The sequence below is a fragment of the Calothrix sp. UHCC 0171 genome (assembly GCF_034931845.1).
GTDB lineage: Bacteria > Cyanobacteriota > Cyanobacteriia > Cyanobacteriales > Nostocaceae > Brunnivagina.
This window is the reverse complement of sequence record NZ_JAYGHN010000054.1, coordinates 1-24,093: the sequence shown is the minus strand read 5'-3', so window position 1 is coordinate 24,093 and position 24,093 is coordinate 1. Positions and strand designations below refer to the sequence as shown.

25 protein-coding genes and 4 pseudogenes are annotated in these 24,093 nt (G+C 38.9%); 8 read left to right on the top strand and 21 right to left on the bottom strand.

Annotation, left to right across the window (positions count from 1 at the left end; translation table 11 throughout):
• Positions 1–660: 660 nt before the first annotated feature.
• Complete coding sequence (xisF, locus tag VB733_RS24890; RefSeq protein WP_323342736.1) at positions 661–1,977, bottom strand: fdxN element excision recombinase XisF; 1,317 nt, start codon at positions 1,975–1,977, stop codon at positions 661–663.
• 25 nt (positions 1,978–2,002) lie between these two features.
• On the opposite strand from xisF, the pseudogene VB733_RS24885 reads away from it, so the two are divergent.
• Together VB733_RS24885 and VB733_RS24880 are read left to right on the top strand one after the other, a co-directional pair.
• A pseudogene (locus tag VB733_RS24885) lies at positions 2,003–2,140 on the top strand (hydrogenase); the annotation flags it as partial.
• Between the two features lie 79 nt (positions 2,141–2,219).
• Positions 2,220–2,768, top strand: a pseudogene (locus VB733_RS24880) (nickel-dependent hydrogenase large subunit); the annotation flags it as partial.
• A gap of 644 nt (positions 2,769–3,412) precedes the next feature.
• Here the strand turns inward: VB733_RS24880 and VB733_RS24875 are convergent.
• The 4 genes from VB733_RS24875 to VB733_RS24860 form a co-directional block, all read right to left on the bottom strand.
• Entirely contained in the window at positions 3,413–4,237 is an 825-nt protein-coding gene (locus tag VB733_RS24875) for a YwqG family protein (protein WP_323342735.1), read from the bottom strand.
• 278 nt (positions 4,238–4,515) lie between these two features.
• A complete protein-coding gene (locus tag VB733_RS24870; protein WP_323342734.1) occupies positions 4,516–5,055 on the bottom strand; it encodes a cold shock domain-containing protein in 540 nt (179 codons plus the stop codon).
• Positions 5,056–5,384: 329 nt separating this feature from the next.
• Positions 5,385–5,672, bottom strand: a complete 288-nt coding sequence (locus tag VB733_RS24865; RefSeq protein ID WP_323342733.1) for a hypothetical protein — start codon at positions 5,670–5,672, stop codon at positions 5,385–5,387.
• A gap of 2 nt (positions 5,673–5,674) precedes the next feature.
• The gene (locus VB733_RS24860; protein WP_323342732.1) at positions 5,675–6,220 is read right to left on the bottom strand and encodes a DUF6036 family nucleotidyltransferase; all 546 of its coding nucleotides are present in this window, start codon (positions 6,218–6,220) and stop codon (positions 5,675–5,677) included.
• 25 nt (positions 6,221–6,245) lie between these two features.
• Between VB733_RS24860 and VB733_RS24855 the strand changes: the two genes are divergently transcribed.
• The gene (locus VB733_RS24855) at positions 6,246–6,386 is read left to right on the top strand and encodes a hypothetical protein (protein WP_323342731.1); all 141 of its coding nucleotides are present in this window, start codon (positions 6,246–6,248) and stop codon (positions 6,384–6,386) included.
• 293 nt (positions 6,387–6,679) lie between these two features.
• Here VB733_RS24855 and VB733_RS24850 read toward each other — a convergent pair whose 3' ends face one another.
• From VB733_RS24850 to VB733_RS24835, 4 genes are all read right to left on the bottom strand, one after another.
• Positions 6,680–7,105, bottom strand: a complete 426-nt coding sequence (locus VB733_RS24850) for a type II toxin-antitoxin system VapC family toxin (protein WP_323342730.1) — start codon at positions 7,103–7,105, stop codon at positions 6,680–6,682.
• Positions 7,092–7,331 carry a hypothetical protein gene (locus VB733_RS24845; RefSeq protein ID WP_323342729.1) on the bottom strand — a complete coding sequence of 80 codons (240 nt, stop codon included), beginning with the start codon at positions 7,329–7,331 and terminating at the stop codon, positions 7,092–7,094. Before VB733_RS24845 ends, VB733_RS24850 begins: the two co-directional genes overlap by 14 nt.
• Positions 7,332–7,611: 280 nt before the next feature.
• Positions 7,612–8,430 carry a lecithin retinol acyltransferase family protein gene (locus VB733_RS24840; protein ID WP_323342728.1) on the bottom strand — a complete coding sequence of 273 codons (819 nt, stop codon included), beginning with the start codon at positions 8,428–8,430 and terminating at the stop codon, positions 7,612–7,614.
• A gap of 203 nt (positions 8,431–8,633) precedes the next feature.
• The gene (locus VB733_RS24835) at positions 8,634–10,121 is read right to left on the bottom strand and encodes a site-specific integrase (protein ID WP_323342727.1); all 1,488 of its coding nucleotides are present in this window, start codon (positions 10,119–10,121) and stop codon (positions 8,634–8,636) included.
• Between the two features lie 127 nt (positions 10,122–10,248).
• Between VB733_RS24835 and VB733_RS24830 the strand changes: the two are divergent.
• The 5 genes and pseudogenes from VB733_RS24830 to VB733_RS24810 all read left to right on the top strand — a co-directional run.
• Positions 10,249–11,349 (top strand): annotated as a pseudogene (locus tag VB733_RS24830) (nickel-dependent hydrogenase large subunit); the annotation flags it as partial.
• Between the two features lie 252 nt (positions 11,350–11,601).
• Positions 11,602–11,928 carry a hypothetical protein gene (locus tag VB733_RS24825; protein ID WP_323342726.1) on the top strand — a complete coding sequence of 109 codons (327 nt, stop codon included), beginning with the start codon at positions 11,602–11,604 and terminating at the stop codon, positions 11,926–11,928.
• A gap of 189 nt (positions 11,929–12,117) precedes the next feature.
• Entirely contained in the window at positions 12,118–12,546 is a 429-nt protein-coding gene (locus VB733_RS24820; protein WP_323342725.1) for a hypothetical protein, read from the top strand.
• Positions 12,547–12,768: 222 nt separating this feature from the next.
• Complete coding sequence (locus tag VB733_RS24815) at positions 12,769–13,428, top strand: histidine phosphatase family protein (protein ID WP_323342724.1); 660 nt, start codon at positions 12,769–12,771, stop codon at positions 13,426–13,428.
• A gap of 8 nt (positions 13,429–13,436) precedes the next feature.
• The gene (locus VB733_RS24810) at positions 13,437–13,916 is read left to right on the top strand and encodes a hydrogenase maturation protease (protein WP_323342723.1); all 480 of its coding nucleotides are present in this window, start codon (positions 13,437–13,439) and stop codon (positions 13,914–13,916) included.
• A 221-nt stretch (positions 13,917–14,137) separates the two neighbouring features.
• On the opposite strand, the gene VB733_RS24805 is transcribed toward VB733_RS24810, so the two are convergent.
• The 12 genes and pseudogenes from VB733_RS24805 to VB733_RS24750 form a co-directional block, all read right to left on the bottom strand.
• Positions 14,138–14,515, bottom strand: a complete 378-nt coding sequence (locus tag VB733_RS24805) for a hypothetical protein (protein WP_323342722.1) — start codon at positions 14,513–14,515, stop codon at positions 14,138–14,140.
• A gap of 1,402 nt (positions 14,516–15,917) precedes the next feature.
• A complete protein-coding gene (locus VB733_RS24800) occupies positions 15,918–16,538 on the bottom strand; it encodes a CBS domain-containing protein (protein ID WP_323342721.1) in 621 nt (206 codons plus the stop codon).
• Between the two features lie 1,005 nt (positions 16,539–17,543).
• Positions 17,544–17,843, bottom strand: coding sequence for a 2Fe-2S iron-sulfur cluster-binding protein (locus tag VB733_RS24795; RefSeq protein ID WP_096618220.1), 300 nt, complete (start codon positions 17,841–17,843; stop codon positions 17,544–17,546).
• A 199-nt stretch (positions 17,844–18,042) separates the two neighbouring features.
• Positions 18,043–18,414, bottom strand: a complete 372-nt coding sequence (locus VB733_RS24790) for an iron-sulfur cluster assembly accessory protein (protein WP_323342720.1) — start codon at positions 18,412–18,414, stop codon at positions 18,043–18,045.
• Positions 18,415–18,575: 161 nt separating this feature from the next.
• Positions 18,576–18,779 carry a hypothetical protein gene (locus VB733_RS24785; protein WP_323342719.1) on the bottom strand — a complete coding sequence of 68 codons (204 nt, stop codon included), beginning with the start codon at positions 18,777–18,779 and terminating at the stop codon, positions 18,576–18,578.
• A gap of 6 nt (positions 18,780–18,785) precedes the next feature.
• On the bottom strand, positions 18,786–19,583 hold the full coding sequence (locus VB733_RS24780) for a HesA/MoeB/ThiF family protein (protein WP_096618223.1): 798 nt from the start codon (positions 19,581–19,583) through the stop codon (positions 18,786–18,788).
• Positions 19,584–19,593: 10 nt separating this feature from the next.
• Positions 19,594–19,911, bottom strand: a complete 318-nt coding sequence (nifW, locus tag VB733_RS24775) for a nitrogenase-stabilizing/protective protein NifW (protein WP_323342718.1) — start codon at positions 19,909–19,911, stop codon at positions 19,594–19,596.
• A complete protein-coding gene (locus tag VB733_RS24770) occupies positions 19,908–20,138 on the bottom strand; it encodes a CCE_0567 family metalloprotein (RefSeq protein ID WP_323342717.1) in 231 nt (76 codons plus the stop codon). Before VB733_RS24770 ends, nifW begins: the two co-directional genes overlap by 4 nt.
• Positions 20,138–20,614, bottom strand: a complete 477-nt coding sequence (locus VB733_RS24765) for a NifX-associated nitrogen fixation protein (protein ID WP_323342716.1) — start codon at positions 20,612–20,614, stop codon at positions 20,138–20,140. Before VB733_RS24765 ends, VB733_RS24770 begins: the two co-directional genes overlap by 1 nt.
• Positions 20,611–21,024, bottom strand: coding sequence for a nitrogen fixation protein NifX (gene nifX, locus VB733_RS24760; RefSeq protein WP_323342715.1), 414 nt, complete (start codon positions 21,022–21,024; stop codon positions 20,611–20,613). Before nifX ends, VB733_RS24765 begins: the two co-directional genes overlap by 4 nt.
• Positions 21,025–21,197: 173 nt before the next feature.
• Positions 21,198–22,517: a nitrogenase iron-molybdenum cofactor biosynthesis protein NifN gene (gene nifN, locus VB733_RS24755; protein WP_323342714.1), complete on the bottom strand. Its 1,320-nt coding sequence runs from the start codon at positions 22,515–22,517 to the stop codon at positions 21,198–21,200.
• A gap of 145 nt (positions 22,518–22,662) precedes the next feature.
• Positions 22,663–23,538, bottom strand: a pseudogene (locus VB733_RS24750) (nitrogenase component 1); the annotation flags it as partial.
• Positions 23,539–24,093: the final 555 nt, after the last annotated feature.

Genomic DNA, 24,093 nt, shown 5'->3' with positions numbered 1-24,093 from the left:
CCCCTGTTAGATAAATTGGGGTTGAATTTGTCCTATGTGGGACGACTGGGAAGTAGGGGGAAGCGGGAACGGGTGTATGAATTTGTTGAGCCAAAAGATGGACGGGATGAGATTTTTACCAAATGGTTCAACCATCATGTTATCTCTTGAACCGCTAACACGAGATATTAATCCATGCATTAATTAACCTCTTGTGTCCATAACTGATAATAGTAGTTATTAAATAATTTCTCTACCTACTGGTAAAGCTACCTCATCCACCAATGATTTTATAAGCATAGATGATTTTGAAATTGGGCAACGGATGAGATTCGACCACGCATCTGCCAGCAATGAAAGCGTTTCCAGAATCCCTAAAAATGCTGGATTTTGGAACTATCGAAAATATTTTGGGAATGTTGGAATAAGCTACCCCTTCCCCAGAGTCATAGAGTAAGCGATCTGATGTCGATGGTCGTAGACTGGGTTTCACCCATCAAGAGCTAAATATGAACTCACAGCAAGTCCGATCGCGTTCACAAAAAAATTGCGGGAATCCCGCCAAAAGTCGATCACTATTAACAGAAAAATTCCCAGAAAAAACTACGCTTAATTAAGCGCTACAGAGAATATTATGAGTCAGGATTCGATTTGGTGGTCTATTCGCCGCAAAGCGATCGCCTATGGGTTGGAGCTAGAACGTAACAAGAAAGAAAATTTACGATTGCTTGAAAACTCGACCCGCTCCAAAAAACGGGATGCAACAGCTTTAAATTCCTCATCCGACAACGATTCCCAGAAATCAGGGTGAAGAAACGAGTTAAGAATTAAGAAGTCGTCTTTGCTACGGGATGCCCTCTGTTTGCTCTGGGCTTTGCGGGCTTGGATTTGAATTTGGGTATTGGCGATCGCCGTGTCGATGGCTTCATTTTGTGGGAGCGCTCGAAGTGTTTCCAGTTGGGATTGCAACTGTAGCATCTTATCGTCAACAGCATCAGCATTAACCGTTTGGTCGTTGGTTAATTTGAGGATTTGCCGAGCATGTTGGACCATGACTTTGGCTACTTCTTTTTTGACAATGGTCTTAGCAATCGAACAACCGTTTGTACATCCAGCATTACCAAATTTGCGATATTGGGCACACTGGAATTGTTTCCCAGCTTTTGATTTTGTCATGGCGTGCCCACACTCCGCGCACTTAAAAACTCCGCCAAGAATATGGGGTTTAAATTTGGTTGGGTCTTTTTTGTCAGGGTATGATGTCAACCGTGCCAATTCTGTATACTCCGCCTCGGTAATTAGGGGTTCGTGGGTGTTGTAGTGTTTTTCCACCCCTCCCCCCTTCAATTTGTAGAAGGTATGTCCCCGCAAACAGGGATTATGTATCCAATTCCGTAGGCTTGAACCATACATTTTTATTTCAAAGCTTTCTAGCAGCCAACGAGCGATCGCTCCGTAAGAGTTGGAATACAAACATTTGACAATTTCCTTTGCAATCAGCCAATTAGATGGGTGTGGCTCCAATCTCCCATCCTTATTTTTGGTATACCCAAACGGTGGATTCCCAAAATATCTTAAATTCTCTCGGTAGTAAGCGACCCCATGCTCTACTCGCTCCGCCAACAATCGCGATTCAAACTCCGCTAAACCCGCGATATTATTAGCAGTCAGCCAACCAAATGCTGATTCCGTATCTCCGATCGGGGAATCGAGCATCGTTAGCTTAACACCACACTCCTTAAATAGCTGCATTGCCTTATTTATGGCGATGACGTTGCGACCCAATCGATCAAGACGGGTAACAACCACCTCCTTAATCAGACCATCTTTCGCCATTTTCAATATCTGATTAAATTCCTTTCTTCGATCCGATCGACCCGACCCCACATCCACTATCACTCGATCACACCCCATTTTTTCTAGCCTACTACATTGTTGTTCTAGGGCTTCCGTATCAGCTTGACGACGGCTTGAAACCCTTGCATATCCTAACTTCATAGTGTTTTCTTAAAAAGACCTACTTGTAGTATATAGCCAGACACTCATGGGTGTTCCTAAAGATTTACCTCCGGGTGTGAATAAAACGGGTTATGCCATCTTGACAATGGTAGCTAAAGACACAATGCCTGCATGGGCTGAGGAAGACTTTTTTACTGTTTAGTTAATAGTTAATAATTAGTGGTTGGTGATTAGTAATTAAATTACCTGTTAACCATTAACAAAATCCAAAGGAGAGGAGCATGGGAACTCAAATACTTGATATATCACCAGTTGGTAGAGTCGAAGGTGATTTAGATGTGCGTGTCGAAATCGAAAATGGTCAAGTTGTTAATGCTTGGACTCACGCAGAACTATTTCGTGGTTTTGAAGTAATTTTGCGCGGTAAAGACCCACAAGCCGGGTTAATTGTGACACCTCGTGTATGCGGTATTTGCGGTGCTTCTCACCTCACAAGTGCAGCCTGGGCACTCGATACTGCTTGGGGAACAACAGTTCCCCGGAATGCGATTCTAGCTCGCAACCTTGGTCAAATCGCCGAAACCATACAAAGTATACCGCGTTATTTCTATGGTTTATTTGCGATCGATTTAACCCATTCCAAATACCGTCATAGTCCTTATTACCAAGAAGCTTGTAAGCGCTTTACTGCATTTACTGGTACATCCTACGAACAAGGGATAACACTTTCAGCAAAACCCGTAGAAATCTACGCCTTGTTTGGCGGACAATGGCCCCACAGCAGTTATATGGACATAAATGGCAGGATTGCTTATATAATTAGGGTTTGGAAGGGATAGGGGCAATAATTCCCTGACTTTTCCTTAAATTAGGCGATCGCAAACCAGTTATATCTGCAATCATCCTTCTCCAAATCTATTTATTTTCCTGAATTAATTGTCATTTAATTTTATAAATCATTACCTAATTTTTCCCTACTGCTTCTATTTATCTGGGGTTGGTAAATTGTCGAGCTTTCTGGATATTAAGTCATGGGGTTTTGTAAAAGGCGATCGCAATTTGTCATTCTTGCATATTTGCAATAGACATCTCTAAGGAATCGTGTAAAAGTAAGTTGAACAATTTAATATTTGTAGTGTGGAGAGGAGTTTCCGGGGAGATGTTCTTCACGGAAAACTCCGGGGCATCCTGCCCACGCGAGCAAGATGTTTGTCCTTCGGACACGCTACACGAACGCACTACTTATTTTTACTTGATGCCTAATACTGTAATTATGATCGCAGAGTACATATTTGCGTTAGCTACTGTGCTAGTTGATTTCCCAGGAAGGCACTGATTAAAACATTGGCAATTGCGGCAATTGCTAACCCAATTAAAATTTCTCCGCGTCCCCGCGTCTCTAAGTCTCCGTGTCAGTCTTAATAATAAGTATTCACCCGGACATGATGTGACAGGTTGCTACAAGTTAAATCTCTTACATCCGCCAGAAACAAGACCCAACTTTACTAAAATCCAAGTTGACTAGATCGCTATCTTCGATAAAAAAATAAAAATGATCGTCACTGTTAAATTCATGTTGCAATTCTAACAGTAATCGTCCTTTAATCCCTTCCATATCTACTTCCTCAGAGGGGAGAGATTCTACATATCCTCCCAGCTTGTTCCCGATACTTGCCGTTTGATTCTCATCGTTATAATCTGAAATCCAGCTATTAAAATCCTCAGAAAGTTCCATAAGATCATCAGGAATACTGATTTGTTCATCCCAATATCGAGCCTCCCAGAAGGAATCTTGCTCTGCAGAAAACTTTAATGCATAAACCTGTTCATACCATTCGTGGCTTTCGCGAATACTTTTTGTGAAACTAAAGTCAGTGACTAAATTGCTTTTATCATGAGAAATTTCGGGAAAATAGAGGATGCGGTGTTTCTCAGGACTCAGCGCACACATCGGAACATCTAACCCTAAATAAAATTGTAAAATGCCATGCTGAGGCAGAGGCAACCCATCAATCTGCGGTAGTTCAGCACAGTTTACCTGCATCAGAAACATCATCATCTCACCTGTTTCTCGATCAACAGGATAACTCGTCCCCTTGGGAAGATAGGGATAACCCCCGATTTTACTTTGCCATAATTCTAATGGGTCTCCGGCGAAATCAAAATTTAGATTGCCAACAGCTTCCTCGATAATTTTGATATAGGGCAATAAGTCTGTTGGCAAAAACGATCGCAGTGGTTCAAACTGTGGCGGTAAATCACGCAGAAATTGTGGTGTATTCATATCTTCTTCAAGCATACTCGTTTCCTAGGAATTGGTTAATGATAAATGAAATGCGATCGCTTGGGATTTGTGGTCTTGTCTACGTAGTAAAAAGGTTATAAATATTCTAATTATCATATCAATAAGTTTTCTAGATATCGATATCGTCAATATCCAATGCTAATTTATAATTTATCTAAGTATAATTGCCATATAAACATGTATGTATAAAAACTTTTTATAGCAGATAGTCTCAGAAACCCCACAAACGCCTTTCCTTCGTCCTCTGTAATGAAGTGTTGGGCTACTTGTGGCTACCTCGGTGCTTTACGCCAACCATTAGCGATCGCCTCTGACTCTGTACAAAACCACATTTCTCCTTGTGCTAGATCGATCACTGTTGATTCGTAATCTTCCATACCTGGGAGATGATAAAGTTTATTGCCTGTTTTAATCGAGATATTGCCTTTGATAATACATTCTGGCTTTTTGAAAGATGTTATTGACGAGGAAGAACGACTACGGCTGAAATCGATTGTGAACAGTGCAATGGCAGCCAGAATTGCAAAACTCACAAAAGTTTCGAGCAAACCTCTTCTTTTTGTTCGTCTCTGGGTTGGCAAAGTTCGAGACGCAACCCCTTGAATTAAGGCTCTGGTGGCACGTACCTTTCCACTTACTTCGGCAACTTGCTCGTACAGAACAATATCTCCAAGCTTGGGGCGGCGAGATGCTCCCTTCAATGTACTGATATGCAAGAAAACTTCTTTACTACCATCATCTGGTTTAATGAAACCAAAACCTTTATCGTCTTTCCAAGTTATCAGTTTCCCTTTACTTAAAACAGGTTTCATAAAAAATCTCATACCGATACCTATTTTGTAGTTTTCCCAAATTGGAAGGAGATGACAGCATCAGACTTTATTTTTCTCAACTGATTCAGATATCGAAATCTAATCGCAGCGATCACAGTTCAGGAAGTCCAAGGCAAGTCGTTAAGTATAATTATTTTCTTGCCATTGAAGTATAAAGCTGTGTTTTTATCAATATAAATACGTAAATAGTAATATTTAAGTTTAGATAGTTACATATTACTTTGAGTATATAAGTATTGATTTATTTGTTTGGAAATTGAGCGATCGCACTCAGAAGCAAGTATCTCCAGCCTTGCCGAAACTGCTGTTTATTGATGTTTGGACTTCAGTTCAAGTGCAGTGCAAAAGCTGTTGAGGCTATTTAATAAAGCATTATAGTAAGAATAAGCATCATCGCGTTCGCTTTGAAGATGGGCATACAAGGCTAATTCTGGCTCTGAGATTAGAGGCTCCTGCGGAATATCCAAGCCTGCTGCGGTTAAGCGCATAGATGCGATCGCTATTAGCAACGAACCGATAGTATTATTTCTGCCCTGGCGAATATCTTCCAGCCCAGGTAATATTAATTCCGATCCTGGCAATTCATTTAGCTCCATTATTAATTTTCCTCCGATGTGCTTGCACAACGCTCAATAAATTGTTCAATCCGATTTCTCAGCACATCAGGATTAAGAGAAGGAAATCGGATCAATTCAGGTTCAATCGCCTCAAAGCAATCACGTAGTTTTTCTAAAAAAAATAATTTTTGTTTATACATGGCTTGAACATCATCAATATCACGGTTATATCCCCTAGATAACTTAGAAAGGGCTTGGGCTGTAAAGTCGTAATGATAAAATGAGATTTCACCCTGCTGTCCAATAAAAACGCTTCTATCACGCCATCCTGGAAGCGTGGGTAAGAAGTCCTGTGGGGAAGCCAGTTCAATGTTGATGTTTAATTGTTGTTTAAGTTTCGCGATCGCTTGAAAAATGCCTGGTGGTTCAGGGTCTAGACGAATATCGACATCAACTGTGGAGTTGCGCCATCCAATTAGTAGGGCACTAGCTTCACCTGTAAAGTAGATGCAGCCTGAACCCTGCGCTTCTCTACCTAAGACTTGCATCAGACGTTCTAACTTCTGAATGTCAATATTTGCACGCATATTTTTGCCGTATTACCTGCCTCAAGTGGCGGGTTGGGTTGTGCGGTTTTGTGGGAAATTGCAAGTTGATGCACTTCATTATCTTACCCTGAGCAGTGGAAGTAGCGATCGCACTAACTCGATATTAGCGATCGCAGTTCGCGATCAAGAAATCCAAGGCAAGTAGTTAAGTATAATTATTTGCTTATTATTGAAGTATAAAGCGGCTTTTTTATCAATATAAATACGTAAATACTAATATCTAAGTTTAGATAGTTACATGTTATTTTGGGTATATAAGTATTGATTTCTTTGTTTGGAAATTGAGCGAACTGATAAGTCAGCGCTTGCGCTATCGCTGTTCTCAAAGATGTTTAATAGTGAAGTTAGACGGCTTATATTCATAACTGAGTTCGAGTGCATTGTAAAAACTATTAAGGCTATTCATTACTAGGTCGCGCTGAACGCTATCGCACTACGTCATAAAAATTCTTGAAAGAGGTTATCGAACGGTTCTGTATTTTTCCAGCGATAGGTGTTGAAGTCTCGATAATCAACCGATAAAATTTGACCATGACCTAATTCTTCTGCGAGGATAACGAGAGAGGAATCTGCTAAATCCATTGGTAAGTCTTTATATTTTTCCATCAGTTCTTCAATACGCTGGCAATGATTTTGTTTGAGATCAAAGATTTGTAGTTTTCCTGTAGAAATTTTATTAATAAAGATTTTTGGAGCATCTACTCCTACTCTTTTTTGTAATAAATAGCAAGTTTCTGTAACGACACACCAGGTTGTAATAAATTGCTGATTAGCTAAATCTTGAAATCGCTTTTTGGCAGATATATGAACTGCATCTTTTTTATTGGCAAGAGCTAACCAAAAGCCTGTATCAACTATGATCATATTTTTGGTTAAGTTCACGATCTAAGTAGTTTTTATGATTTTTTGAGAGGTCTGTTTCAGCTTCTATACAACCGATAAAGTCTGACCAGTCTTGCAAGGAATTTTCTGAAGATTCGTGTTGATTCAAAAGGTAGCGTTTTTTCAGGACTTTTACGAGTTCCACTATGATTAGTTGTGCATCGGGAGGAAGAGACGCAATATCTTGTTGAATTGTATCTAAGTTCATAATCTCATCTTGCTGTTTCGCTGATTATAGTTTAGCAAAAAAGCGTATCGCACAAATAATAAGCATCAAAAAGGCGCATTAATGAAATGTAATGCACTCTATAAGATTAGAAATTGCCCTCTCATTTTAACCTAGCGATGTCTTCGGCGATCGCAGTTAATCGCAGTTAAGGAAAGTACAAGAAAATGGATATTGAGCGATCGCTTTTCTCAAAGATATTTAACAGCAAATCTAACGCCTATAGGCTGCGATCGCTTTTCTCAAACTAAAACCTAAGCCTCTATTTAGAAAACAACTTCCAAACTTGATAAGCTCCGTACCCAACTGCTGCCGCAGTCACTGCCGGAGCTGCTGCTGTAATAGCAACTCCCGCAGCCATCCCACCTCCAACAATTCCACCGACTGCTGCTAATCCAGAGGTAATTCCAGCAGCACTTAATCCAGCAACACTCCCACTAGCTGCAACTGCACCAACTGCACCAACTGTTCCAGTTACTGCACCAACTGTTGTCATATTTCTGCCAACTTCACGAGCCTTTCGCTCATCACTCGGTAGACTTTTCTTGTCCTCCAAAACTTTATTCATAGCTACTGTTGAAACAAATCCTGGTGCAGCCCCTAATACGCTAATTCCAGCAGCTGCACCACCTCCAATAATTCCACCTATTGCAGCGAGACCAGACATGATACCAGAACCACTCAAGCCTACTACCGCGCCAGTAGCACTGACAACCCCAAGACCACCAGCTACTGCTGCTCCACTACCGGAAGCACCACCTGCTGTTGCACCAGCATTGCTGACTTGTTCACTGTCACCTAAACCTGTTTTACACCATGTTGCAAAGTGTTCACAATTATTGAACAAAAGGTTGTACTTGCTTTCTCCTAAACGGCTTTTAGCCCGTTGAATGACTTTTCCATCTGGGTCACACTGACCATAGCGTTTTACAAAATGTTGATTATTCCCAGCGCGGAAAGTAGCGATAGAGACTTGAGCGATCTTTTCTCCATCGTAGTGAATAACTGTTCCGTCCCCACAATCAATTCCGTGATGAACAATCCCAGTGTAGTGAACGTAAATGTGATTACCTCTTGCCATATGTACTTCCAGCTTTGGTTTTCATTTTTTTAGTTAAAGTTAAGTTAATTTTATTGCACAGAGAATAATGAAAGGTTCAGTAAATCTATTGAAAGCATAGGAACCAAAAATGAAAAGAGAGGTGCAGCTAACTATATTATTATGCGGAAAGTTTCTGCATAATCACCTGATTTTGTACGTAATTTCATCAACTTATCTAAATTTCAACCATTCCTCTGAAATTTCAATCTCTCAACTTCCAGCCTTAGCCTCTCACCTTCCATCCGTAACGCTAGTATTTCATTCTTCTGCAACTCAATTAAAGCCTTTTGACTAATGGCTTCCCCAAAGGCTTTTTTACGGTTTTCAATGCCAAACCAACGCTGGTAGGTTTTGGTATGTTCATCAACAGTATGACCTAAATTGTCTGCTGCGGCTTTAATAGGTATTCCCTGAAGATGCGATCTAATCGCGCAAGCATGACGTAAATCATAGGGTTGAAACTCAATTCCAACTTTCCGAAACCATCTGGATATATCCCTCCGCATCCAATTAATATTTTGCACAGATGTAATTTTCGCAACTTTTCTATCTAAAATTTTTAATGGTCGCAGATTTTTTAAATCGAATAATTCTATCCATTCGGGAACAAAGGGGATAACTTCTCGATATCCAGTTTTGGTATCTTTATGGACTTTCCAAGTATGATCTATATTTTGGGGAGACATCCACCAATTAATATCCGGTTGTACAAATAATTCCCTTGGTCTTAACCCATAAGTCGCCAACATTCCATATACCCAACGCCACATTTCCCAAGTATCTATTTCATCACTAATGTTTGTATTTTTGCGGTTGAGGGCGAATTTTTCAAAGAGTTCAAAAGCAGATATTATTTTTTCATCTTCAGGAATTTCTCTATGGGCTGGGGTGACATTATCTCGTGTCACATCAAGTTGAAATCCTAAATTAAAGGTTTTAATCAAAACAGAACTTACGGCAATTAGTTCATTTTTTTTATTCCCCTGAAATGAATTAATAATTTCCTCAAAATTATCTTTTGTGGCTAAATGGGTGAGAGGAAAGTTTCTTTTAATTACAGATATATAGTTAGCAAAAGTATTTTGACTGGTTATAGTTTTCTGACGGGTTTGATAATATTTTTCGTCAAATGTATCTAATAATTCCCCAATATTTTTTATTTCTTGCTTCTCTCTAAATTTAATTCCTAAATACTTCTCATTCCACTGGAAAGTATGACGAGCGATTAATTTACCCAACTCGTAACTTTCTTCAATCGCAGTTTTGAGTCCTTCTAAATTTGCTGGTATCCCCAAGGATAAATCATACTGCTTTTTTTCCTTAACAGAGCGATCGCGATCGTCTGGCTTTAACGGAAGGGTAGCCCGCAATTGCAGGGAATTGCCAGTTTGTTTGATGCTAACTTTCACCCGATCCCTTTTTAAATTAGTATTTGCTTCGACTAACTTCTGCTCAAAAACTTCCTGATAGTGTAATTCCGTTGCTTTAATTTTCGCCATTGTTCCCCTATAACTGCCGTCTGTGGTGTTTTGCGGCTCAAAGTCTGCAAAAATATCGGCGAATAAGTCGGTGATGTCTGCGTTGAACTCTGCATTGGTAAATGTGCGATCGCGATAACTACTGCCTGCGGAAGTATCGCCATCATCCTGGTTTTGATTTTGCCCGCTCATTCCCTAAATCTTCCCTAATTTATAAGCTGGAATGGTGAAGATAAAATGTTAGTGCTAAACCTAAAGCTATTGAAAATAAGTTATTCACTAACAAAATTGCAACATCAACTAGAATATCACTAGTTACCACAGCAGTTATATGGTGCCAGGTGGTGTCATGTGCGCCCCCACTTTGACTGATGTGACTCGCGCTTGGTCAATTTTGGAATATTTCCGCCGCAATTGGATTGAATCAGTTTGGTTGGGCTGTTCTTTGGAACGATATGAAGAAATTCGTACCTACGATGACTTCATGGCTTGGCTAAATGAAAAGCCCGAACACTGGAATTCTGATTTGGGAATTTATTGGCGGATGGGTTTGGATATTGGACTCGATAAGTTTGGTGCGGGTGTTGGTAAGTATGTCAGTTGGGGATATTTGCCCCACGAAACTAAATATCAAAAACCTACTATTGCCGGACGCAATGCGGCGATGATTATGAAGAGTGGTGTGTATGATAGCTTTACCGATACGCACGCGGCAATGGATGAAGGATTTGTCCGTGAGAACATGACCCACTCGTGGTATGAAGAAAGCGAAACCGATATTCACCCACGCGATCGCACTACCAAACCTAGTCCCAACAATAAAAAAGACTTCAATAATGCCTATTCCTGGTCAACAGCAGTATTGCACCAAAACTTAGGCAGACTCGAAGCTGGTCCCCTCGCCCGTCAACTTGTTGCTGGGGGTACTCATGGGGAAGGTTGGCAACACCAGGATGGATTTATCGTTGATGCCTTCAAGAAATTGGGTGGTGCGAGTGTTCACCTGCGACAACTAGCACGAATGCATGAAATTGTCAAGTTGTATCGTCAAGCTGAACATTGTCTGCGGGAATTTCGCCTCAATGAAGATTGGTATATCAAACCTGAAGAACAGGATGGACAGGGATGGGGCGCAACTGAAGCTGCAAGGGGAGCGCTGTGTCACTGGATTAATGTTCAAGGTGGCAAAATTAAAAATTACCAGATTATTACACCAGGTAATTGGAATATTGGTCCTCGTGATAGCCAGGGTATACGGGGACCAATTGAAGAAGCTCTGATTGGTACACCCATTGAAAACCCTCGTGATCCCGTCGAAGTCGGACATGTGGCACGTTCTTTCGATTCTTGCTTAGTTTGTACCGTTCATGCCCACGATGCCAAAACAGGAGAAGAATTAGCACGTTTTAGAACTGCATAACCGAATTTTTCTCATCCTGTTCTCTGCTGTCTCCTGGGTTGATTCCCAGTTTCAAAGCTGGGAATATATACCTTCCTTTTGAAAACTAAATATAGGCACTAATAATTAGTAGCAAAATGTACGATTTACTTTTACAAGAAGAGTTAGTCTTGAGCCATTACACGCTACACAAAAATGAAAAAGACGCATCTACTATTTATTAAAAAAACATAAATTTATCAATACCCATCCTATCCAGAGGAGTTACAGTAAATGAATTCTATTCATAATGAGACATTCCCCGTACATATCACAGTTCAAATTAGAAAAAGTATTTACTCAGCAGAATTGTATTTTGATGAAAAAGCCCATATTTCCTACTATCATGATGTCAGTGAAGCCGAAGATTATTATATTAAATCACTACTGTCAGAAGTAACACCAAAATATAAACATAAAGGGAAATACTTTTTACTTCTTGACCTACGCAACGTCCCCAAAGTGGGAATGGTAATTTTGCCTCTTGACAAAATTAACGAATTATACACATTTGCTAAAAATACAGAAAGTGAAAGCTTTATGGCTAATACTAGTATCTGAAAGCATCCTTTCATCAGCCAATTGTCATTATTTACAAGTTACTTATCATCAGTGATAACTTATTTTTCCTCAGTAATTAAAAGCAAAAATGATGAGGAATAATTGGTACATTCATCACATCAAAATGGCAGATGCAATCAAACTGTTGAATTAATTACACTTATCTCATTAAATTAGTAGGGAAAACTCGTGTCTGAATTAGAATTACATCAATATCTTCCACATCTTTCTGAAGAAGCTTTAAAAGAATTTACAGAATGGTGTGTCATAGATCAAGCAACTGAAGCCGGCTTTGAATTAATCGTCGATGAAAGTAGATTAACTAACCTAGCACCAGCTTATTATATCGAAGAACTAGTTGACCAATTTGTCAAAGCCACCAGAAATACGATCGCAGGTGGAATGGCGGCATTGGCTGCGGGAAAACAAGCCGATAGTCATGCTTTGCAAGGAATAGCAATTGTAGTCGATTTTATCTCGTTGTATGTCAAATACTTAGTTCCTAAAGGCGAGAAAAATTTATTACCAGCAGATGAAAAACTAGCTCAAGCTGGACAAGAACAGTTTGATAAATTATGTGAGATTGCCAAAAAATTTGGTGTTGATTTAAAGGCGTAGGAAGGCAGAGATAGGAGTTGCGATTTTTACTTATTCGTAGAAAATTATAGCTGAAGATGCGATCGCAATTCCCCAGAATATTTTTCCCGAATATTTCTGACAATAGCTTACGTCTTTAGCATGAATCTCTCCTCTTTCGTCAATTCTGCTACCCAGTTAGTAACCAAATTACCCATGCTTATGATAGGATTCCCAGACAACCATTGAGGGATGGGGGCAATAATGGCGCTAGTGTGGTTAATTAGACATGGTGAAAGTGAAGCAAATGCTGGTTTTCCAACCGATGAACAAACAAATATTCAGATAACTGAGAAAGGACATCAGCAAGCCAAGCAAGTAGCCTCATTTTTCTCACAACAACCTTCATTAATAGTTACTTCACCGTTTTTGCGGACTAAACAAACTGCTCAAACAACCATCGACAGATTTTCTTCAGTTGCACAAGCAGAATGGCAAGTTCAGGAATTTAATTATTTAGCAACAGCACGGCGTAAAAATACAACGCTAGCTGAAAGAAAACCAATGGCAGAGGAATATTGGCAACGAAATGACCCTTTTTATGTCGATGGAGAAGGCGCAGAATCGTTTGCCGAAATGATGAGTCGAGTACATAGCTTGCAGATGCAAATTCAAGATTTACAAGAAGAATTTGTGGCTATATTTACTCATGGAATGTTTATGCGAGCATTTTTATGGTCGCTAATTTTTAATTCGGTTGAAGCTACACCTGAAAGTATGTATCAAGTTCGAGTATCCCTAGATTTCTTTAATATTCCTAATGGAGCAATTTTAAATTTAAAAACACAGGAAAGAAATATTTGGCTAGGTGGAGTATTAACAACACATTTATTTGATTTAACTGCTCTAAATAATGCGGATTAAACCTCTTCATGTTAACAATTATTGGTTGCGGAAATTTGAACCGCAGCGATGATGGAGTCGGTGTCATTATCGCTCAACGTCTCCAGCAATATTTAACCCAAAACCCTCATCCTCATGTGTCTGTCTATGACTGCGGTACATCTGGGATGGAGGTAATGTTTCAAGCGCGTGGTAGCAGAAAATTAATTATTATTGATGCCAGTTCAACAGGTTCAGAACCGGGGATAGTATACACAGTTCCCGGCAAAGAATTGGAAACTCTACCCGAACCTAGTTATAGTTTGCATGATTTTCGGTGGGATAATGCGATCGCATCTGGTAGAAAAATATTTCAGCAGGATTTTCCCCAAGATGTAACAGTATATCTAATTGAAGCTGCAAATCTTGGTTTTGGTTGGGAATTAACCCCTGCTGTACAAAATGCAGCAAATTTTGTGTTTGCAGAAATAGTTAAAGTGATGAGTAATGAATTAGGAGTTAAGAGTTAGGGAATTCCAAGTAATTAAACATCCAATTTTTTTAGGGTGTGTTAGGCATAATTCGTAACGCACCGCCATCTAAAGTAATGGGAGCCGGAAAGCTCCCTAATCTCCAGGAAGCGGACTAGAGAGCCATCACTACAAAAAGCCAATTTACACATTTAGGATGCTCCCAAAGTAATAGAATTGAGTAATTTATTTTTTGAAGTTCCCTGAACCTTTTTCCATGCCTAAGCACCTTCTTGATGCTCTCTATAAACTCCCAGTTCATCAACACGCATTTCAAACGGTATACCTTGCGCTTCTGGTGGATAGACGCGAATTTTGGCGCTCGTAACAACTTGTTTGAGCAATTTTGCCATTGGTACCATCTTACGCAAAACTTGCCAGTTAATCATTTCATCGCGACATTCGATCGCTAAAGTTAATGTACCATTGATAGTTGTTACATACCAACGACATTCAGAGAGTAAGTCTTGAATTGTGCGATCGCATCCATTATAAAAGTATTTACTAATGGAATATTCCAGTTGTTGTCGCAGAATAATATCTGCTGATGTTAATTGAACTGGATGTGAATCTTCCTCGTTAAAGAAGTGCTTTGCCATTTCCTCCTCGCTTATTTTTACTAATTAGTTTTACATGGCGATCGTCAAAATATTAATTTCTATCCCCAGATATTTTTAATTGAATTCTCGTGAAAATTACCCTATATATTAAATTGCAAATATTTAATTTTGGGACTGGAGATAGAAATAATACAACTGCATACTTTTGAGTTAAAATCTGATGCACTCACTAATAATCAGCTTGAGTTAACTGATTTTTGTTATCTGAGTAATTCATTCCCAATTTAAATTCAATATTCCCATTGCACTCTGTCAAGTTTATCTATTTTCAGTCGTGCTGCTTTTGATTGAATTCTGCTGGCTGAAATCAACTCATCATGAAATTTTTTGATGAAAAATTGCTTGAAAACTATTTCGACGAAAGTATTGACTTTCAGGAAAATTTGAAGATTTTTAATTGTTTGTGGCAGAAAATACAGATTAATTCGTCTTTTTAAATACTCTGAACATCTTGAATTTGTTCAAAATAATCATTTCTCATCATTTCAAGAGATATAACCCTGGATGAGAAATAATCTCATAAATTATTTAATTACTGCCGAAATTAATGCTATATTAAAAATCCGAATTAGCTGATTATAACTTGTGAATCATAACCGAAAAGCATCTTGATTAACTTGAGGTGGATATGTAGATTTACCCTCAATCTTAATACAAGTGACTATTCCCAGGAAGCAATATTCAGATTCTCAACAGCAATATATTATTCTCCTCTGCTCTAATTTATGGCTAGATTTATAATAAAGGTAACTTCAAAAAAAAAAGAATTTATTGATACTATTATTTGGTAACAAATTGACGATGCCAGCAATATAAAATACCCGATTGGCATCTTCTAGAAAATTTTTTGCAAGAACAATTTTAGTAAAACCCTCAAAAAACTCTTAGTATTCGTGTAAAAATAAATTTAACAAGTAGTGTGGAGAGGAGTTTCCGGGGAGATGTTCTTCACGGAAAACTCCGGAGCCGGAAAGCCCACGTTTGGAAAATAGCAAGTGAGACGCTTGCACTACTTATTTTTAAATGATTTCTTATATACCCGAAAACATCATTATTAAAGCGGTTTTAAGCATTCGCAGCAGTTATAAAATATAGTGATAAAAATTCTTAAACAAAACGGTCATGCTAACCCAACTTAGAGGCTATATATAAAGTAAACCTTAAGACAACAGGACTTACGCACGTGAAGCCAGAAACCCAGTTTTGTTTGTCGATATCCGGTCGTCAAAACAATGATTTTGCATAGAAACCGGGTTTTTTTGCGTAAGTCCTAGACTAAAGAAACCCGGTTTCTTGGATTTAAGTATCGAGCATCATCTGAATTTTTGATGAGAAACCGGGTTTCTCTCTGCGCGACTATCCTTAATTAGTATGGGTATTACTATGCAGTTTGCTCCACAGATTGTTGGTTATTAGCATTATTTCCAGCTTGGTGTGCAAATGTTTCTCTTGCAGTTTTTTCTGGTTTTGCAGCACCATAATAGCCGGCTTCAGCTTCCAGTTCATCTACTAAATCCCATGCTTCGATTGTTCTCTTAGAATCCTCACCATAATTTGCAGAAATGGATCGAGCATCAGAAATTGCTTTGTGAAGTTCTTTTTGTAAGAAGAGCAATTTTGGTTTTTCAACAAAATTACCTTTGTTGAGAATATCAGTTACAGAAATAATACCTAAAAGCTCTTTTTCAATCACAGGCGCACGACGAATACCTGTATTAGCAAATAGGCGTGCTACATATTCCAAATCGAGATCAGGATTGACAACAACACAAGGTTTAGTCATGATATCAAAAACATGCATCCGTTTGGGGTCTTTACCATAGGCTGCAACTTTATATGTGATATCAGTTTCAGTCACAATTCCATAAGCATCACCATTGTGACGAGGTTCAACAATCAAAGCACGTAAACCTTTGAGTCGCATGAGTTTAACAGCTTCCTCAACAGTCGCAGCACCACGGATAGTAGCTACTTCTTGAGTCATGATATGTTTAGCTCGCATAATCTTTGCTCCTTGAATTTAAGGCGTGTCCGAAAATAAATGAAATTCAATTCAACTAAAGAGCTGCTATTTTTACTAAACTGACAATTGTGCTAACTAGCGTATTTAGTTATCCAATCACTCTAATGTATTGAATTTTTGAACTTAACGCTGTTGAAAATAGTGGCAGAATCTGACTAAATTTTGGAATTTTGGATGTGATATGTGTGGAAACTTACATTAGGAATATCAGAAGCTCTTTTTTAGTTTGGCTATCAGCTTTTACTAATTTTTCTTACAGAATTAGACCTTCTTTGTGTAAGTCTCTAAGTCTATTTAGACCCTTAATAAATCTGATATTTTCAGGATTGATTTACACATTTATACTTGGAGATTCTCAAAATACTTGATATTGTACTTCCTGACAATTCAGATTTGGATGTCTTGTTCAGTTTGCCATTATTTTGGTTTTGTGTTTAGTGAGATGAGCAACTTTTTAGCTCACCTTTATCCTATCACTAATCTTTTTTTGAATCATAAATAAAACCTAAACATCTGGCGCAGTTAATACATTTTTCTTATCAGTCCTTTTGTAATAATTAGTTATAAAATTCGTCAAAAATATACTTTAAAAACTTTGAAAATGACACAAAATTGATAATTTGATCTAAAATATAAATCTCGAAAATAGTAAATAAGATTATTTTTTAATTTGATGGCTAAAATTATCAAATAGACATCTATGTAAAACATTGAGAAGCTATATTTTTACACATAAACATAGCGATTCAAAGCCTTTCTTCGCAATAAAAAAGTCATAGCTATAATCTAGCCATGACTTGAAGATGAGCCAACATTCAAACTCAGTCAATATCCCCAAATACAATACGAACAGAATAATGAATTTTGCGTCACACCTTCAGAGTCAGAGTATGTGTAGAGTGCTGACTTAACAAAAGGATTGATTGAATTGCTTATTCTGCTTACTCACGAATGATTTGGAATGACTACAAATAAATTGCTGATTTATACCAAATAAGGTTCTTGGTGAGTTTTGATTGTGCAATTAGAGCGAGGGTAGGTGACACAAAGTAAAGCGAAACCCTTAGACATTTGCTCGTCATCCAAGAAATTTTGATCGGATTGATCGATTTCACCTTCAACTACTTTACCAACGCAGCTAGAACAAGAACCAGCATGACAAGAAAAAGGTAGTTCAATACCAGCTTCTTCAGCACCATCTAGAATGGTGGTTTCTTCGTCAATTTCAATTACGGTGTCAAGCTCTTCTTTTTTGTTGATTAATCTAACTTGATAAGTAGCCATTCTTTCGTTCTCCTCAAAAAAAGTAGGATTTGACAGTTTTGTAATGCTCCTAAGCCTTTTAGACAGGCTACCAGGGGTATACAACGTGAGTTTAAATAAGTTGTGACTTAATCTCACTCAAGGAGCAAAAAATAAATTTATCAGGCTATTTAGCCTGCAATACCAAAAGGACGACTGATGTTGTTGGATATAGAATCGGTTATTGGCAAGGTGTCCCTTTTGGAGTACAGTCGCCAGCGCTGAAGGACTTACCACAACTGCAAGTATTTGTAGCATTTGGGTTAGTAAACTTGAAGCCACTTTCCATCACACCTTCAACAAAATCAATTACCATACCTTCTAATAAAGAAGCGCTTTTGGCATCGACATAAATCAACACCTGACCTTGTTCAATGACGATATCATCCGGCTTAGGTGAAGAGGTGATTTCCATGCCATATTCGTAGCCATTGCAACCACCGTCTTTAGCCGAGACGCGAATACCTTTTGTCGGCTTCTGGGAATCAGGTGCAGAACCAAGCAGAAATGAACGGAGGCGAAGCTCTGCTTTTTCTGTTAATGTAATAGCCATCAATTCTCCTATTAGTTTGGTGGTTATTTAGTTATTAGTTATTAGTTATTGGTAATTGGATACTGGTTATTAGTTATTAATTATTAGTTATACTAGTTGTCGAAGAGACTAATACTTAACAACCAACTAACTATTACCGATTAATTATCCTCAATAAACCATTAACATTTAACTTTTTTGTTTGTGGTGATGAGAAAAGCGATCGCAAGTAGTGTTTCCACTGGGAAAGGAGAGTTAAAAAAACTTAAACCCACCCAAAACATTGCCATTAAACTAGCTACTAGCTGGACAATTTCAACATTAAACTTACATGCTACAAATACACAAGCGATCGCAAGTGTTAGGGTAATCAATGAGGAAATCATCTAGACCTACTTACAATTGCTGGTAGTTTCCATGGAATTGGAACCCGAATAGCGCCACGGTGCATTATTACCACAGACCGGACATTCGCGATCGCGATAGGAACGACGCTTGGCAAATTCCATTCGGTGCAAGTCAATTGTCAACAACTGCGACAGCAAAGGCTGACTAAACCCAGTAATCAACTTCACCGCTTCCAGTGCAGTCAAACAAGCTAGTGTTCCCGAAACAGCACCAAGAACAGAGAAAGCACGTCTATCCCAAACTGGTTTTTCAGGAAATAGACAGGATAGACAAGGAGTGACACCAGGAATTATCGTAGTGAGATATGCTTCCATGCCATCCATTGCCGCTTCCACCATTGGTTTACGCCATCTGACGCAAGCATCGTTGAGCAAATCGCGTTCCGTGAAATTGTGGGCACAATCCAACGCCATATCAGCCGATTGCACTAATGAATCCACATTCTCTGGGGTGATGTAATCAAAGACAGTTTCGATTTCCACATCAGGATTGATAGCCTGTAGTGTTTCTTTAGCTTTGAATACCCTTGGTTTACCGACCCAATCATCCGTCATTAAAATCTGACGATTCATATCATCAAGTCGCAAGTCACCACCCCGAACGAGAATCAGTCGCCCAACGCCTGCAACCGCCAGGTAAAGCGCCGCCGTACCTCCTAATCCTCCCACGCCTGTAACCAGCACTGTTGCTGACTTTAAGCGCTTTTGTGCCAATTCGCCAAAGTTAGGGAGCATCATTTGGCGGCGGTAACGTTCTAACTCGGTAGGCGTTAGGTCAATCACTTTGTACCTCCTAATCAGAAGTGATTTCTGTCAGCGTGACTACATTTTTAGGCTTCTGATTAAACACTTTGAACAGCTTTTGTTCTTGAGGTGTTGAGTCCAGAAAAACCTGATAGGCTTTTTCCAAAGCTGCACGATATAGACTAACTTTGTCAGCAAAACTTAAGCTGGGATTTTGTTCGTCTATCTCTTTAATATTTAAAGAAAACTTCTTCAAAATATGTAGACGATTAACATTTACGACTTTTGCATCATAAGAAAGCTCAAAAAATTTAAAATACTCTTCAGCTTCCACTATTTGTTTAAATGTGTCAAAATCTGCGCTCATTTTCCCTGCTCCATTATTTTTAATTCTTGCTTCATTTCATCCAGCTTACGAAAAATCTCGTAAGTTTCCGCAGCAACCTCCATCAATGTCTGGTAATCTGTTGGTAAACCTTCTGCAAGGTCATGTAAATCCATTTTCATTTGACCAGCTTTACTATTGAGGCGCTTAATTCGCATTTTTAAATCATTAATCGAATCCTCAATAGTACCCTCGTTAGTTTGAGTCATTACAACTTACCTACCTCTGGGAATCGCTTCGTTAAATCTACAGCTTGTGCGACTAATTTATCACCTTCTTCTGCGACTTTTTCTAATGATTCAAAACCATAGCGATGGGCATCACGTATAGTTTTACGAATCAATAAAAGATGACCAGCAAAGACTAAAATCCAGCCAAAACCTTCATGATTTAAATCAACAACAACCTGAGATAACAAACCTGTTTCTTTCTCAATACAAGCAGCCGCCGCCCGATAGAAGGCATTGATTCTGCTAATTGTCATGGGATCAACATCACCATCAATGGGGATTTCCCGCTTCTTTTGCTTACTGACAATATAAGGTTTGAGTAGCAACTCATCCGTCCAACTACGATAAACACCATAGATATCTTGAGCGCGGATTTGTTGAGTTATTGCCTTTAAAAAAGCCGATTTTTCAACATCAAAACCAGAACTCGGCTTAACACTATTTGTATCGCTCATACCGTTGCTTCCTCCTCTAAATCATCTTCAAAGTTGCTTGGTTTTTGTTGTAAAGCTTTACGTAACCAAGGAGGTGGATTACCTTTGAGAGTCTGGACTAATTTATTTAAAATATCAGCAATTTTGTCATCATCTGATTTAGCTTTTACAGGAGTGACACCTTTTTTGATTAATTTTGCGGCGGCAGTTCCACCAATTGCGGAAACATAAACGATTGTGCAATCATTCAGGGCTTCAAGTTTGGGAGTAACTTTATCTTCATTCCCATCTTGTTTTAAATCGCCCTCAAAAGTGAGAGTTTCAATAAATTCATATCCATTATCGGATATTTCATAAACGTCAATTTCTCTTGCCCAGCCAAAATGAGCATTAATATGTACTCTATCACTGGTTGTAAAAGCAATCTTCATTAGCTTCCTCGAATTAAATAAGTGCTGAGTTGAAGTTAGAATTTAGGTGTTGAGATTGAGGAGTTTTTTGTTGTCAATGCTATTGTAGATTGAGAATAATAGCCAAGAATTTAGATATAGTTTTCTTAGTAAGAAATATATCTAATTAATCACTATTAACTCCTGACTATTTATTACATTTCATACTTCAAATCTCTAGCTTTCATCTCTTCTGTTTCTAACAAGATATTGCCAATATCAAACAAAATATCCATTGTGCCTTTATACCCAACCTTAGTGAATTGACCATTACCTAAACGGTCAATAATTGGGATACCTTGACGATAAAGTGGAATTCCTAAATGTTTAGCAATATTAGCCGCATGGGAGTTCCCAATTAATAAATCGGAACCCTTAGCTAACTCCTCAAAATCCTCATAGTCGCCAATCACAACCTTGTCAATTGGTAGTTGCTCTAAAAGTGGCGATCGCGTTGTCGTCACAGCCGCTTGAATTTCTGCCCCCATTGACTGTAAAAACAGAACGGTTGACCACAACAAATCTGGCTCTAAGGCTAAAGATATACGTTTACGCCCAAAATAAAAGTGCGTGTCTAACATCGCATCTTGTAATTGTTTGCGTTGATGGCGAAATTTCTGGGGAACACTTACGCCACTGACATCAGAAAGTGCCTGCAAAAACTCATCCACAGGTTGTAAACCTGTCAATTCTGTAAATACTTCAAAGGGGATTTCAAATCGCTGTTCCAAAATTTCCGCAGCCCCCCGGACACTTTCACCCAAGGCAATTGTAAAAGCCGAACTCCCGACTTGCTTTAGCTGTTCTAAAGTTGTGCCACCAACGGTAATTGGACTCCAAGAATCATCCAAATGACCATCCATTGAAGCCGATAAATCGGGGACAACAATAGGTGTTAATCCAAATTCACTAACAATATCTTTTACCTGCTGAATATCACCGGGAGTAAATGCCGAACCTGCTAAGATATTCACCTGTTGGGGAATAGTTCTACCTGCTTCTGGCACATCCCTAACAATACCCTCAACTGCTGCTGCAAACCCGTCTTGCAATGCACCTTTAAAATCCGGTGAAGAAACCAAAATTATTGGTAAACTATCTAATTCTGGATGAAGTTTGCGGAAATCCTTGAGAATTCCCTGCATATCATCACCTCGCGTCTCCGTGAGTCCAGTCGTACATAAACCAATTATTTCTGGTTTTGACTTCTCCATCAACGTTAAAATCGCTTGGGTAATATTATCTTCACCACCGAGAATAGTTGTCACCTCCGTCATTGCCGTCGTTGCCAGAGGTATTGCCTCACGGAAATGTTTGACTAAAATTACCTTCGCAAAAGCAGTACAACCCTGCGAGCCATGTAAAAGTGGAACCATTCCCTTCAGTCCTAAAAAAGCCATCGCTGCACCCAACGTCTGGCTTTGTTTAAGAGGATTAACTACAACAGGTTTATTTGGACTCGAAACTATCGCCATTTATTTACCTCCCGGAATGCGATCGCGGCGCGGTACGATTCCAGTAAAGGAATATCGCACCTTCACTAAACATGCCCCCATAATCCAGATTTATCATCCAGATTGATAATCCAGATTTCGATTTCCCAGATAGAGTCTGGAAAAACTAGACAAAAATCTCTTCCGGCAAATCTAACCAATCCAAGCTAGACTCAGCCAAAATTTCAGTCCCTAAATCCCAAGGGGCGGGCTTACGAATTTGCTCCCACACAGGGCTGTGCAAAGCCTCATCTAACTCCCGTGCCATCTCCACCATGCCACTATATCCAGCATAGGTATGGTGACGCTCTTGGTTAATATCTAGAAAAGGAATTCGAGCTTTGAGTGCAGTATATTGGTTACGACCTCCAGCAATCAGCATTTCTGCCTTTGTTTGATTAATTACTCGCAAAATCTCTTGAGGATTGCCCTTTTCTAAGGTAATTCCATCTTTACCGAGTAATTTTTTAATTTTGGCTTTGTCCTCTTCCGTACTTTTTTTGGTACTGGTAGCAACAACATCCATTCCCAAGTCTTGGGCAGCCGAAATAATCGACCAACTCTTCACTCCACCTGTGTAAATAACTACCCTTCTACCCTTGAGTCGGGCACGATAGGGAGCCAATGCCACATCTAATTTCGCATTTTCTTCGGCAATTAACTGTTCGGTACGGGCTTGCAATTCCACATCGCCCAATTTTGCAGCAATATTCCGCAAACAACGGTTCATATCCTCCACGCCATAGAATGATTCCTCAATGTAGGGAATACCGTAGCGTTCCTCCATTTTCCGCGCCATATTAATCAACGCTTTGGAGCAAATCATTACATTCAGCTTGGCACGGTGAGCATAGGTAATTTCTTGATAGCGAGCATCACCAGTTATTTTTGATAAAACGCGGATGCCTAGTTTTTTCAATAAAGGCAATATATTCCACATTTCCCCAGCGATATTGTACTCACCAATTAAGTTAATATCATAAGGTGTTGTATAGTCTGGTTCACCTAAACGTTTACTAAAACAACTATAAATAACGAGCGATCGCACTTGGATGAAAAAAGAAACGCAGAGATATGAATTAATCAAGGGGAGACGAAGAACAACTAAATATTACCGGACTCGATATGATTGACAATTTTTATAAAAATCGTCAAAATCGTTCGCACCTCTACGAGCCAATTCCTCTACTTGTCGTTTTGGTACTTGTGCTGCTGTTGTTTTTTTTAATGGCTTCTACTGTTTCGTTCAACCCATTTAATGCTACGGCAAGCACATCTGAAACTGTCACAATAAATATTGATTTTGATATGAATACATGTATTCAATGCTTATTAAAACATGGAGTATAAAATAAAAAAATATAGTTGTATTTTCGATAGTATAAATTACAAAGTGCTACTTTATTATTGATGCTAACAATGCTTGAAAGCATATTAAATAAAAGGATTAATAATCTATAGGACTCCTATTTGATTTTTGAACAATCAAGCTGCCTAGAAGCTTGACATACAAAGCTTAACTTCTCAGTATACTGAGCAAGATTCAAGTAGGATTCCT

Excerpts from the sequence above, each read along its gene's own strand:
- VB733_RS24790 (WP_323342720.1), bottom strand. The coding sequence starts at position 18,414 with ATGGCTATTACATTAACAGAAAAAGCAGAGCTTCGCCTCCGTTCATTT.
- VB733_RS24815 (WP_323342724.1), top strand. The coding sequence starts at position 12,769 with ATGGCGCTAGTGTGGTTAATTAGACATGGTGAAAGTGAAGCAAATGCT.
- VB733_RS24800 (WP_323342721.1), bottom strand. The coding sequence starts at position 16,538 with ATGCGAGCTAAACATATCATGACTCAAGAAGTAGCTACTATCCGTGGT.
- nifX (WP_323342715.1), bottom strand. The coding sequence starts at position 21,024 with ATGAAGATTGCTTTTACAACCAGTGATAGAGTACATATTAATGCTCAT.
- VB733_RS24835 (WP_323342727.1), bottom strand. The coding sequence starts at position 10,121 with ATGAGCGGGCAAAATCAAAACCAGGATGATGGCGATACTTCCGCAGGC.
- VB733_RS24795 (WP_096618220.1), bottom strand. The coding sequence starts at position 17,843 with ATGGCTACTTATCAAGTTAGATTAATCAACAAAAAAGAAGAGCTTGAC.
- VB733_RS24765 (WP_323342716.1), bottom strand. The coding sequence starts at position 20,614 with ATGAGCGATACAAATAGTGTTAAGCCGAGTTCTGGTTTTGATGTTGAA.
- nifN (WP_323342714.1), bottom strand. The coding sequence starts at position 22,517 with ATGGCGATAGTTTCGAGTCCAAATAAACCTGTTGTAGTTAATCCTCTT.
- VB733_RS24845 (WP_323342729.1), bottom strand. The coding sequence starts at position 7,331 with ATGAACTTAGATACAATTCAACAAGATATTGCGTCTCTTCCTCCCGAT.
- VB733_RS24825 (WP_323342726.1), top strand. The coding sequence starts at position 11,602 with ATGAATTCTATTCATAATGAGACATTCCCCGTACATATCACAGTTCAA.
- VB733_RS24865 (WP_323342733.1), bottom strand. The coding sequence starts at position 5,672 with ATGGAGCTAAATGAATTGCCAGGATCGGAATTAATATTACCTGGGCTG.
- xisF (WP_323342736.1), bottom strand. The coding sequence starts at position 1,977 with ATGAAGTTAGGATATGCAAGGGTTTCAAGCCGTCGTCAAGCTGATACG.
- VB733_RS24785 (WP_323342719.1), bottom strand. The coding sequence starts at position 18,779 with ATGATTTCCTCATTGATTACCCTAACACTTGCGATCGCTTGTGTATTT.
- VB733_RS24860 (WP_323342732.1), bottom strand. The coding sequence starts at position 6,220 with ATGCGTGCAAATATTGACATTCAGAAGTTAGAACGTCTGATGCAAGTC.
- VB733_RS24810 (WP_323342723.1), top strand. The coding sequence starts at position 13,437 with ATGTTAACAATTATTGGTTGCGGAAATTTGAACCGCAGCGATGATGGA.
- VB733_RS24850 (WP_323342730.1), bottom strand. The coding sequence starts at position 7,105 with ATGATCATAGTTGATACAGGCTTTTGGTTAGCTCTTGCCAATAAAAAA.
- VB733_RS24805 (WP_323342722.1), bottom strand. The coding sequence starts at position 14,515 with ATGGCAAAGCACTTCTTTAACGAGGAAGATTCACATCCAGTTCAATTA.
- VB733_RS24875 (WP_323342735.1), bottom strand. The coding sequence starts at position 4,237 with ATGCTTGAAGAAGATATGAATACACCACAATTTCTGCGTGATTTACCG.
- nifW (WP_323342718.1), bottom strand. The coding sequence starts at position 19,911 with ATGAGCGCAGATTTTGACACATTTAAACAAATAGTGGAAGCTGAAGAG.
- VB733_RS24870 (WP_323342734.1), bottom strand. The coding sequence starts at position 5,055 with ATGAAACCTGTTTTAAGTAAAGGGAAACTGATAACTTGGAAAGACGAT.
- VB733_RS24840 (WP_323342728.1), bottom strand. The coding sequence starts at position 8,430 with ATGGCAAGAGGTAATCACATTTACGTTCACTACACTGGGATTGTTCAT.
- VB733_RS24770 (WP_323342717.1), bottom strand. The coding sequence starts at position 20,138 with ATGACTCAAACTAACGAGGGTACTATTGAGGATTCGATTAATGATTTA.